Genomic DNA, 12,203 nt, shown 5'->3' with positions numbered 1-12,203 from the left:
AGTCCCCATTTTGCTATAATATAAACTTTAATTTATAGCTTCATATTTGAGGTGTTTGGTATGAATGAGATGATTAAATGTAATAATGTTACATATAAGTATGAATCTAATAAAGAGGATGAAAATACTCAAAAAATTGCATTAGATAATGTTAATTTAACTATAAAAAAAGGTGATTTTGTAGTTATTTTAGGTAGAAATGGATCAGGCAAGTCAACTATAGCTAAGCACATGAATTCTCTTTTAATACCTTCAGAAGGTAAAGTGTATGTAGACAATTTGGATACTGGAAATTTGGAAAACACATGGAATATAAGAAATAAAGCTGGAATGGTTTTTCAAAATCCAGATAATCAAATTGTAGCTACTATAGTAGAAGAGGATGTAGCCTTTGGACCAGAAAATTTAGGAATTCCTCAACAGGAAATAAGATCTAGGGTAGATGAGTCACTTAAGAAGGTAAATATGTATGACTATAGAAGACATGCACCGCATTTACTATCTGGAGGACAAAAGCAAAGAGTAGCCATTGCTGGTGTATTAGCTATGAGACCAGAATGTATTATATTTGATGAACCTACAGCTATGTTAGATCCTTCAGGAAGATTAGAAGTAGTTAATACCATTAAGGAAGTAAATAAAAAATATGGTATAACAATAGTTCTTATAACTCATTTTATGGAGGAAGCAGTAGAAGCAGATAAAGTTATAGTAATGGATTCTGCTAAAGTAATAAAAGAAGGAACTCCTAAGGAAATATTTAAAGAAGTAGAAATGATGAAAGAAATAGGGTTAGATGTACCTCAAATGACAGAAATAGCCTATTATTTGAGACAGCACAATGTGGAAATACCATCAGATATATTAACTATAGATGAAATGGTGGATGAATTATGTCAATTAAAATAGAAAATTTAACACATGTATATATGGAAGGAACACCTTTCGAGAAGAAGGCAATAGATAATATAAATATAACCATAGAAGATGGAGAATTTGTTGCTTTAATTGGGCATACCGGTTCAGGTAAGTCTACATTAATTCAGCATATAAATGGGTTGCTAAAACCTAAATCAGGAAATATTATAATAGATAATGTAAATATAGCAGATAAAGGGGTAAAATTAAGTTCTATAAGAAAAAAAGTTGGACTTGTATTTCAATACCCTGAGTATCAACTATTTGAAGAAACCATAGAGAAAGATATTGCTTTTGGACCTATTAATTTAGGCTTAAATCAAGAAGAAATTTTAAATAGAGTAAAAAGAGCAATGAATATAGTAGGATTAGATTATGAAGTCTATAAGGATAAATCTCCATTTGAATTAAGTGGAGGTCAAAAGAGAAGAGTAGCTATAGCAGGAGTAGTAGCTATGGAACCTAAAATATTAATATTAGATGAACCTACAGCGGGTTTGGACCCTAAAGCTAGAGATGATATATATAGTAAAATTCAAGCATTAAGAAAAGAATATAATATGACTATAATTCTTGTTTCACATAGCATGGAGGATGTTGCTAAGTTTGCGGATAAAATATTAGTTATGCATAAAGGAAAATGTGTACTACAAGGAAAGCCTTGTGAAGTATTTAAAGAGATCGATGCTCTTGAAAGTATAGGATTAGCAGCACCAGAAGTTACCTATTTAGTACAAAAATTAAGAAAAAAAGGTTTTAATTTGCCAGATAATATTTATACTATAGAAAAAGCTAAAAAAGAATTATTAAAATCACTTAAAAGTGAGGGAATTATTAAATGATAAAGGATATAACAATAGGACAATATATACCAGGAGATTCTTTTGTGCATAAGTTAGATCCAAGAGTTAAGATAATTATATCCCTTATATATATAATTGACCTTTTTATAGTTAATAATTTTAAAGGCTATATATTTATAGTGCTATTTACTTTAGTAGCTATATTAATTTCTCAAATAAAATTTAAATATATATATAAGGGACTGAAACCTATACTTATATTAGTGATAATAACAGCTATTTTAAACCTGTTTTTAACACCAGGAGATACATTATTATTTAAGTGGAAGTTTATTACTATATATAAGGAAGGGGTAAGATTAGCTATATTTATGGTCCTAAGATTAGTATTTTTAATAATAGGAACATCATTATTAACGCTAACAACATCGCCTATAGAACTTACAGATGGAATAGAAAAATTACTAAATCCATTAAGAAAAATAGGAGTTCCAGCTCATGAGCTTGCTATGATGATGACTATAGCTTTAAGATTTATACCAACACTTATGGATGAAACTGATAAAATTATGAAAGCACAAATGGCTAGAGGTGCAGATTTTGAGTCAGGTAATCTAATACAAAGGGCTAAAAATTTAATACCACTACTAGTCCCACTTTTTATTAGTTCATTTAGACGAGCAGATGAACTAGCTATGGCTATGGAAGCAAGATGCTATAGGGGAGGAGAGGGAAGAACTAGGATGAAAGAACTTTCCTTTTCTTCAAGAGATTATGTAGCAACAGCATTTACTTTGATTTTAGTTATACTATCTATTTGGAGCAGGATGTGGACTTAGTGAAAAATATAAAGTTAAAACTTGAATATGATGGAACAAATTATTGTGGATGGCAAAAACAAAAAAATGAAAAATTTATTACATTACAAGGTACGTTAGAGAAGGTTATAAGTAATATAACTAAAGAAAAAGTAGAAATTACAGGAGCAAGTAGAACTGATTCAGGGGTTCACGCTAAAGGATATATGTGTAATTTTTTTACTAATTCTAGAATACCGCCTGAAAATTTACAAAGAGTAATTAATAATAATTTACCACCAGATATAGTAGTTTTAAGTTCAGAAGAAGTTAGTAGTGAATTTCATTCTAGATTTTGTAGTAAGGGCAAAACTTATGAATATACAATTTTAAATAAATCTGAACCTATAGCTATAGGAAGAAATTATGTTTTCCATTTTAAATATAAACTTGATATAGATAAAATGAAAATAGCATCAAAATATTTTATAGGAACACATGATTTTTCTGCATTTCAAACAAAAGGAAGTAGTGTGAAAACCTCAGTGAGAACCATAAGTAAATTTGAAATAAATAAAAGCGGTGATCTTATAAAGTTTATAATTACAGGTGATGGTTTTCTTTATAACATGGTAAGAATAATAGTAGGTACATTGATAGAAATTGGATTAAATAAAAGAGAACCAGAATATATAGAGTATGTTATAAAATCAAAAGACAGAAGGAAAGCAGGTAAATGTGTGCCTTCATCTGGGCTGTGTTTAAAGGAAGTATTTTATTAATACTATTGACACACCGGGCAGATTGTATTATAATAACTTTGTTTGTATAGTATAATAGATTCACTAGCCCCGGATCTTTATATAGAAGAACGTTTTATGTAAAATAGTTAGGGAGGGAAAATGATGAAATCATATATAGCTAAACCACATGAAGTTGAAAGAAAATGGTATATAGTGGACGCTGCTGGTAAGCCATTAGGAAGAGTAGCTAGCCAAGTTGCATCAATATTAAGAGGTAAACATAAACCTACATATACACCACATGTTGATACAGGTGATAATGTAATAGTTATAAATGTTGAAAAAGTGGTATTAACAGGTAAAAAATTAGATCAAAAATTATTAAGACATCATTCATTATATCCAGGTGGATTAAAGGAAATACCATACAGAGAAGCAATAGCTAAAAAACCTGAGTTCGTATTTGAAGAAGCAGTTAGAAGAATGCTTCCAAGCGGAGTTTTAGGAAGAAAAATGTTAAAGAAATTAAAGGCTTATAAAGGAGCAGAACACAATCAAGAAGCTCAAAAACCAGAAGTATTAGAATTAAGATACTAATTGCAGGCTGAAGGGAGGATAAAAAATGGCTAAAGTACAGTATTTTGGAACTGGAAGAAGAAAAAAATCAGTAGCAAGAGTAAGACTTGTAGCTGGAGATGGAAAAGTAATAATAAATAACAGAGATATAGAAAACTATTTTCCAATAGAAACATTAAGAGTAATAGTTAACCAACCATTAGTGTTAACAGAAACAAAGGACAAATATGATGTATTAGTAAATGTTCACGGCGGTGGATTTACAGGTCAAGCAGGAGCAGTAAGACATGGTATATCTAGAGCTCTTGTAAAAGCTGATGAAAATATGAAACCATCATTAAAGAAAGCAGGTTTCTTAACAAGAGATCCAAGAATGAAAGAAAGAAAGAAATATGGATTAAAGAAAGCAAGAAGATCTCCACAATTCTCAAAGAGATAATATGGAATCAAGAGGAAAGACTATATTTTGTCTTTCCTTTTTTATTACATAAAATTACATTAAAATAAGATTTTATTATCCACAGGATTTTTTATAACAATAAGAGTGATTTAAACTCATTTAATATTTAATTCCATTATTAATATAAATATTAAAATTGAAAATAAAGATGAAAAACAAATATAATTTTTAATATAGAAAAGTTTTCTATGTTAATTCTATGTTAAAACTATTTTAAATTATCTTAATATCTACTATAATAATAAGGTATGGGATGACAATATTTAAATTAGGAGGACAAATATGAATGTATTTGCTATGTTAACAGGTCTTATTGGTGGGTTAGGTTTATTCATCTATGGCATGAACTTAATGGGAGATGGATTGCAAAATGTAGCAGGAGAAAAAGTAAAGGTTTTTTTTGAAAAAGTAACTTCTAACCCTGTAAAAGGTGTATTAACAGGCGTAGTAGTAACAGGCGTAATTCAAAGTAGTAGTGCTACTACAGTTATGGTTGTTGGATTTGTAAATGCAGGTTTAATGACTTTAACACAAGCAGCAGGGGTTATTATGGGAGCTAATATAGGGACTACAGTTACAGGACAACTAGTAGCTTTTAATGTTACTGCTGGAGCTCCATTATTTGTAGGTGTAGGAACTGCAATAGTTTTATTTGCTAAAAAGAAAAAGACTAAAGAAATAGGTAATATAATACTAGGTTTTGGTATATTATTCATGGGAATGGAAATAATGAAAGAAGCTATGGCTCCATTAGGGCAAAGCGAAGCCTTTAAAAGTTTAGCTTTATCATTATCACATAATGTATTTTTAGGAATAGTTGTAGGTATGGGAATGACAGCTATAGTTCAAAGTTCCTCTGCTACTATAGGTATATTAATAGCTTTATCAAGTAATGGGGTACTTCCATTATCAGCAGCATTACCAATATTATTTGGAGATAACATTGGTACTTGCGTAACAGCATTATTAGCTAGTATTGGTGCATCTAAAAATGCAAGAAAAGCAGCTTTATTTCATTTAACTTTTAATGTTATAGGAACAGTAATATTTGCATTTATTTTAGTTCCATTAACTCCTTTTGTTAGAGTAGTTACTAACCTAACTCCAGGAGATGTAGGAAGACAAATTGCTAATGCACATACCATATTTAATTTAGTTAACACATTTATACAAATATGGTTTATAAAATATATTGTTGCATTTGTTAATAAGATGATACCGGGCAGTGATCCATATGAAAAGATGGCTCCTAAGTACATAGACGAAAGATTATTAGAAAATCCTACAATAGCTATCAATCAAACCATAAAAGAAGTGGTAAGAATGGCGAATAAAGCTAAAGAAAATTTGCAATTATCCATAGATGCATTTGAAAAAAATGATTTAGAATTAGTAAGTAAAGTATATGAAAATGAAAAACTTATAAATATACTAAACAAGAGTATAACTACATATTTGGTTAAATTGAATAACTTAAAATTATCTGATAAACAGTTAAATTTAGTAGGTTCTATGTTTCATGTGGTAAATGATATAGAAAGAATAGGAGACCATGCGGAAAACATAATAGATTTAACTAGTGAAAAAATAGAAAAAAGGATTCAATTTTCAGATGATGCTACATATGATATAAAACATTTATTTAATTATACATTAGATTCTTTAACAAGAACTATTGAAGGTTTTGAAAGTAACGATGTGGAAAGATCTCAAAGTGTTATGTATGTTGAAGAAAAAATAGATAATTTAGAAGAACAGTTAAGAGAAACTAATATAAGAAGATTAAACAAGGGAACTTGTAATGCCAATGCTAGTGCTATATTTTTAGATATTATAAACAATTTTGAAAGAGTTGGAGATCATTGTACAAATATAGCACAAACTGTTATAAACAGATAATATATAATAATTCAATTAAAAAGTTACATTAAAAATATTAGTTTAAGGTTAACATTAGATTGTAAAAAACTCTGCCTAATTAGGTGGAGTTTTTTATGATAATAATTAATAATTTAAAATGAAATTTTTACACTTCTATTTAGAGATATTGAAATAATTTTTTATAAGCTTAATATAAAACTATATTAATCCTATTATAAATTTCAATCATATAGCATAATATTAAATGAAATACTAATATATAAGGAGGAAACTTTGAAGATTTATAATAAGAAATTAGTATTAGCAACCCTTATAATATTTATAAGTCTTGGTTTTATAATAAGGATTAATGCTTTTAGCAGCTTAAATGGTATTAAAGAAAAAAAGATTATTCTTATAGATCCAGGTCATGGTGGAATGGATGGAGGAGCAGTAGCTAGAGATGGTACTTTAGAGAAGGAAATAAATTTAGAGATAAGTAAAATATTAAAGAAAAATCTTAAAAAAGAAGGTTATAAGGTTGTAATGACAAGAGAAGATGATAGCGGTCTATATTCAGAAGATAAAGGACAAAGAGTTAGACAGAAAAAAATAGAGGACTTGAATAAAAGATGTGAACTTAAAAAAACTAGTGAGTGTGACATGTTTATAAGCATACATTTAAATATGTTTGATCAAAGACAATATTATGGGGCTCAAGTATGGTATTCAAATAATGAGGATAGTAAAAGATTTGCACATATACTACAAAATAATTTAAGGAAAGAATTAGACGAAAACAATAAAAGAAAAGAAAAAGCAGCAAAAAATAGTTATAAAATATTAAGGAATAATGATGAAATGCCTTCAGTTATTGTAGAATGTGGTTTTTTATCTAATTCTATGGAATTAGATAAATTGAAAAGTACCGATTATCAAAAGAAGATATCAAAAGCTATAGTTAAATCGGTAGATGATTATTTCAATGATAAAGAGTAAAAATAGGCTCATATATTTCCAAGGAAATATATGAGCCTATTTTTATAAATATTCCTGTAAATTGATGTAGAAAAAAGCATATAATTAAACTATAATATTCATAAGTACGTGTTTTAAAATATTGTATTTTGGAGGATAAAATGAGGGAAATATCAGTAAATACTATAAAAAAAGTAGTGAAAAAATTATGTATAGAAGCTAATTATTATTTGCCTAAAGATGTAAGTGACAAAATAGTACAATGTAGAGAAGAAGAAACTTGGAATATATCTAGAGAAGTTTTACAAACTATAGAAGAAAATATACATATAGCTAAAGAAGAAAATATACCTTTATGCCAGGATACGGGTATGGCATGTATATTTATTGAAATAGGGCAAGATGTTCATATAATTGGAGGGTCTCTACAAGATTCTATTAATGAAGGTATAGCAGAAGGGTACAAGGAAGGATATTTAAGAAAATCTGTAGTTAGTGACCCTATAGAAAGAATAAATACAGGAGATAATACTCCAGCAGTAATATATTATAATATAGTTCAAGGGGATAAAATAAAAATAACCGTAGCTCCAAAGGGATTTGGATCAGAAAATATGAGTAAGATAGCTATGTTAAAACCAGCAGATGGATTAGAAGGTATAAAAAATTTTATTTTAGATGTGGTTAAAGAAGCAGGCCCTAATCCATGTCCACCTATAGTTGTAGGAGTTGGCATAGGAGGAACTTTTGACAAATGTGCTTATTTGTCTAAAAAGGCACTTTTAAGACCTATAGATTCAAGAAATAAAAATAAATTTTATAAGGATTTAGAGGAAGAATTGTTAGAAAAAATTAATAGTTTAGGTATAGGGCCTCAAGGTTTTGGTGGAAAAACTACAGCATTGGCAGTTAATATAGAAACTTTCCCAACTCATATAGCAGGTTTACCAGTAGCAGTAAATGTAAGCTGTCATGTTACTAGACATAAAGAGGAAATAATATAAAAATTATAGTTTATATTATATCGTTTATATATTCTATGTATAAAATAAGTAAATATAAGTCCCTTTAGTATATTCTAAGGGAGATATAAAGAGCAGGTGATTTTAATGAAAATAAAAATAAATACTCCATTAACTGAGGATAAAATCAAAGGCTTAAAAGCAGGAGATATGGTCTTAATTACAGGTACAATATATACAGCTAGAGATGCAGCACATAAAAGATTAGTTAGTGCTTTAGAAGAAGGGAAGAATTTACCCTTCGAAGTGAAAAATTCAATAATATATTATGTTGGGCCTACTCCAGCTAAGCCTGGTATGGAAATAGGAGCAGCAGGACCAACTACAAGTTATAGGATGGATACATATACGCCCAAACTATTGAATTTAGGATTAAAAGGTATGATAGGTAAAGGTAAAAGGTCTAAACAGGTTATAGAATCTATAGTAAAAAATAAAGCAGTGTATTTTGGAGCAATAGGTGGAGCAGCAGCTTTAATATCTAAAAGTATAAAAAAATCAGAAGTTATAGCTTATGAAGACTTAGATTCAGAAGCTATTAGAAAGTTAGAAGTAGAAAATTTACCCGTTACTGTTATAATAGATTCTAAAGGAAATAATTTATATGAAGCCGGGGTAGAAAATTATTTAAAAAGTTTATAATAGTATAGAAATTTAAAGATTAATAATATTAAATATTTACTTTTCAAATATAGAATAGAGGGGAATGTAATGAGAAAAGACAATAAATTTGGAAAGGGTTTTTGGAGTAAATTCTCAACAAAGACTAAATTAAGTATATTTATAATATTATCTATAGTAGCTATATTTAGTATTTATTACAATAATTTAAAACAATCTCAAAATAATAATATTAATAAAAACACAGAGAATAACACTTCTATAAAATTAGAAAGTAAAGATAAAAAAAATAATAAAGATAGTAAAAGTAAAATTAATAAAGAATTAGAGGAAAAATGTGAAAAAGGTAAGAAACTATTTTTTGATAAAAAATATGATGAAGCTATAAAAGTTCAAGATGAAGTTATAAAAGAAGACAGTAATTTTTATAAGGCATATAACATAAAAGGGATAGCATTATGTTATAGTGGAAATTTTGAAGAAGGTATGAAAAATATAGATAAATCATTAGATATAAATCCTGATTATGGATATGCTAGGTTTAATAAAGCTTTAGCTTATGAATTATATGAAAGGTTTGACGAAGCTTTAAAATGGTATGATAAAGCTTTAGACATAGAAAAATATGAATGGAGTTATTATGGCAAAGCAAGTATTTATGGAAGAAGAGGGGACGTAAAGAATACAGTTGAATGCTTGAAAAAAGCTATAGAGATTTCTCCAGGAGTAAAAGAAGAAGCTAAACATGAAGAAGATTTTGAACCAGTAAAAAATTCCGAGGAATTTAAAGCTTTAATAAAATAGTCTGAACTTTTAATAGTTAAATCAAGTATTATTTAAAATTTTATTAGTATAAAGATATAGTTGGGTTTAAAAATTAATAAATTTAAAATTTATTTTAAGTGTTTTTATAAAAAACTTATTATTTAATAGAACATAATGTAGTATGTCTCAAAATAAAATAGATTTAATTTTAACACCGCAAAGATAAAAAATAAATTTCATAAATTAATTCATTTCGCTAGAGTTAGAACTATTAAAGCTTATTACAGGCATTTTTTATCTTTACTATATTAAGATTAAATCTATTTTGAGAAAGCTCACTTTTATGATAAGAATGCTATTTATAAATTTCCGGGTTTATATTATACTTTTTACATTTTAGAGACACTGTTCTGTGAGTTATACCTAAGGCTTTACCTGCCTTATTAAAACTTTTATATTTTTTCATAGCTAAATTAATGATTTCTTTTTCATATTCTTCTAGTGTTTTTAAGTTGTCTTCATTTATAGTAAAGTTATAACTATCATCAAAAGAGTTATTGGATATATAAAAGGGTAAATCTTTAACAGTTATTATGGATTTATCACACATATTCATAGCCCTTTCCACGATGTTTTCTAATTCACGGATATTTCCAGGCCAATCGTATTGTTGTAGTTTTAAAAGAGCGCCCTTATTTATACCTGCTATGTTTTTATTAAGTTTAGGATTAATTTTATTTATAAAGTGTTCTACCAAAAGATTTATATCTTGCTTTCTATGACGAAGAGGTGGCAAAGATATATTTAAAACATTTAGTCTGTAATAAAGATCTTCTCTGAAGGTATTATCTTTAATCATATCTTCTAAATTCCTATTAGTAGCAGCAATTATTCTAACATCTACCTTTTGAGTTTTAATTCCTCCCACACTTTCAAACTCTTTTTCTTGAAGAACTCTTAATAGTTTTACTTGCATGGAAATAGGTAGATCACCTATTTCATCTAAAAAAATTGTACCTCCATCTGCAATATTAAATTTACCAGGTTTCTTTTTTATGGCCCCTGTAAAGGCTCCCTTTTCAAAACCAAAAAGTTCACTTTCTAAAAGATTTTCCGGTATGGCTGCGCAGTTTACTCTAACAAAAGGTTTATTTTTTCTAGAACTATTATCATGTATAGCATTAGCTATGATTTCTTTGCCGGTACCACTTTCCCCTCTAACAAGAACAGTAGAAGTTGATTTAGAGGCTTTTTCTGCTATAGATAAACAATCTTTTAGAGAGCTATTCCAGCCTATTATAGACTTAAAGGAAGAACTTAAGGGTAGATGTCGGGTTAATTCATTTTTATAGTACATAAGTTTCTCTTCAGATTCTGTTAGTTTTAATGTCAGATCTCTTAACTCATCTACAGTTTTCGATATAGAGATTACACCTTTAAATTCATTATCAATAAAAATAGGTTCTATAGTAGATATAATATTTATATTATCTTTATTATAGATTACATTTTCCTTTGGCTTTTTAGTATTAAATACTTCCATTATAAGACTGTTTGGTGAAGACTCTTTTATATCTTTACCAATAATGTCTTTAGAATTTATAGAAAAATGTTTTTTGTAAGAAGGATTAACATATATTATTTTACCGTTCTCATCTACAAAACAAATTAAGTCGTGGGAAGCTTCTAATATTTTTTTGAATTTTTCGTTTAACTCTTTTATGCCTACAAGCTCAGAAATATCCTGAAATACACTTATAGCACCTAAAATTTTATCGTTAAAATATATAGGAGATCTATTAGTTATCAATATTCTATTGTCCATGTATTGGGTTTTACCTTTATGATAGCATTTATTTTTAATTATATCAGGTAACTCAGAACTTGGTATTATATCCTTGATATTTTTACCTAATATATCTTTTAAAGAATAACCTATAATTTTTAAAGAATAGTCATTAGCCATAGTAATTTTACTATTTTTATCTATTACTAATATGCCTATAGGAATATTAGTAAATATTTGATCATAGGCTATAGTATTTTCTTCTATAATATCATCTAGCTTTGATGTAGGGTTTTCCTTTGATATATCATAATTAATAAAATCACATAATTCTAAAACTGCACTTTCAGCTTTAGAAGAAGTACTATTACAGGATATTTCTATTATTTCATGTTTCTTTATTTTTAAAGAAATCAAAGCTAACATACTAATAGCTAAAGGTTCTCTAGAATCCATTCTTTTTATATAGAGGTCTAGGCCATATTTGTTTTTTATTTCTGTGGCTTTATGAACTATCATAGCAGCTATTCTTGTATGTATGCCATTATTAATAGGAACTACTATATTGTTTTTATACATGAAAACATCTCCTTGATAAAAAATATCAAAAAATATTATAATATGCTAAAAAATATCAACTTATTAACACTATAATTATATACTATAAAATATAATAAATATACAGCTGTTTAAGTTGATAAAAAATATCAATGATTTTATGAATATCTAAAAAATATAAAAAAGAGCATACTATAATTGATAGTATATTAGAAATAATTATGAAGAATACACAAAAAATTTATATTTTTATGGCATGGTTTTTGCTAATTAAATTATTATATGGTTATATTTTAAATAAAAAAATTATATGTAT

The 12,203-nt window shown here is 27.5% G+C and carries 12 protein-coding genes; 11 read left to right on the top strand and 1 reads right to left on the bottom strand.

Going from position 1 to position 12,203, the window contains the following annotated elements; translation table 11 throughout:
- The first annotated feature begins 60 nt into the window (after positions 1-60).
- From ACYUDJ_RS12905 to ACYUDJ_RS12855, 11 genes are all read left to right on the top strand, one after another.
- Positions 61-909 (top strand): energy-coupling factor transporter ATPase, encoded by an 849-nt coding sequence (locus ACYUDJ_RS12905; protein WP_030037230.1) that lies wholly within the window; start codon positions 61-63, stop codon positions 907-909.
- Entirely contained in the window at positions 894-1,760 is an 867-nt protein-coding gene (locus tag ACYUDJ_RS12900; protein WP_003482962.1) for an energy-coupling factor transporter ATPase, read from the top strand. The genes ACYUDJ_RS12905 and ACYUDJ_RS12900 overlap by 16 nt, the downstream gene beginning before the upstream one ends.
- Positions 1,757-2,560, top strand: coding sequence for an energy-coupling factor transporter transmembrane component T family protein (locus tag ACYUDJ_RS12895; RefSeq protein ID WP_003482964.1), 804 nt, complete (start codon positions 1,757-1,759; stop codon positions 2,558-2,560). The genes ACYUDJ_RS12900 and ACYUDJ_RS12895 overlap by 4 nt, the downstream gene beginning before the upstream one ends.
- The gene (gene truA / locus ACYUDJ_RS12890; RefSeq protein ID WP_003482967.1) at positions 2,560-3,300 is read left to right on the top strand and encodes a tRNA pseudouridine(38-40) synthase TruA; all 741 of its coding nucleotides are present in this window, start codon (positions 2,560-2,562) and stop codon (positions 3,298-3,300) included. Before ACYUDJ_RS12895 ends, truA begins: the two co-directional genes overlap by 1 nt.
- 123 nt (positions 3,301-3,423) lie before the next feature.
- A complete protein-coding gene (gene rplM, locus ACYUDJ_RS12885; protein ID WP_030037224.1) occupies positions 3,424-3,858 on the top strand; it encodes a 50S ribosomal protein L13 in 435 nt (144 codons plus the stop codon).
- Positions 3,859-3,883: 25 nt separating this feature from the next.
- The gene (rpsI, locus tag ACYUDJ_RS12880; protein ID WP_003482971.1) at positions 3,884-4,276 is read left to right on the top strand and encodes a 30S ribosomal protein S9; all 393 of its coding nucleotides are present in this window, start codon (positions 3,884-3,886) and stop codon (positions 4,274-4,276) included.
- A 303-nt stretch (positions 4,277-4,579) separates the two neighbouring features.
- Positions 4,580-6,196, top strand: coding sequence for a Na/Pi cotransporter family protein (locus ACYUDJ_RS12875; protein ID WP_003482973.1), 1,617 nt, complete (start codon positions 4,580-4,582; stop codon positions 6,194-6,196).
- Positions 6,197-6,451: 255 nt separating this feature from the next.
- Positions 6,452-7,156: an N-acetylmuramoyl-L-alanine amidase CwlD gene (cwlD, locus tag ACYUDJ_RS12870; RefSeq protein WP_043032596.1), complete on the top strand. Its 705-nt coding sequence runs from the start codon at positions 6,452-6,454 to the stop codon at positions 7,154-7,156.
- A gap of 140 nt (positions 7,157-7,296) precedes the next feature.
- Entirely contained in the window at positions 7,297-8,139 is an 843-nt protein-coding gene (locus tag ACYUDJ_RS12865; RefSeq protein ID WP_043032595.1) for a fumarate hydratase, read from the top strand.
- A 105-nt stretch (positions 8,140-8,244) separates the two neighbouring features.
- Positions 8,245-8,799 (top strand): Fe-S-containing hydro-lyase, encoded by a 555-nt coding sequence (locus ACYUDJ_RS12860; protein ID WP_003482979.1) that lies wholly within the window; start codon positions 8,245-8,247, stop codon positions 8,797-8,799.
- A 69-nt stretch (positions 8,800-8,868) separates the two neighbouring features.
- Complete coding sequence (locus ACYUDJ_RS12855; RefSeq protein WP_043032594.1) at positions 8,869-9,582, top strand: tetratricopeptide repeat protein; 714 nt, start codon at positions 8,869-8,871, stop codon at positions 9,580-9,582.
- 316 nt (positions 9,583-9,898) lie between these two features.
- On the opposite strand, the gene ACYUDJ_RS12850 is transcribed toward ACYUDJ_RS12855, so the two are convergent.
- Complete coding sequence (locus tag ACYUDJ_RS12850) at positions 9,899-11,908, bottom strand: sigma 54-interacting transcriptional regulator (protein WP_003482982.1); 2,010 nt, start codon at positions 11,906-11,908, stop codon at positions 9,899-9,901.
- Between the last annotated feature and the right edge of the window lie 295 nt (positions 11,909-12,203).

Source organism: Clostridium sp. CTA-6 (genome assembly GCF_054768115.1).
This window is presented reverse-complemented; position numbering and strand designations above follow the sequence as displayed.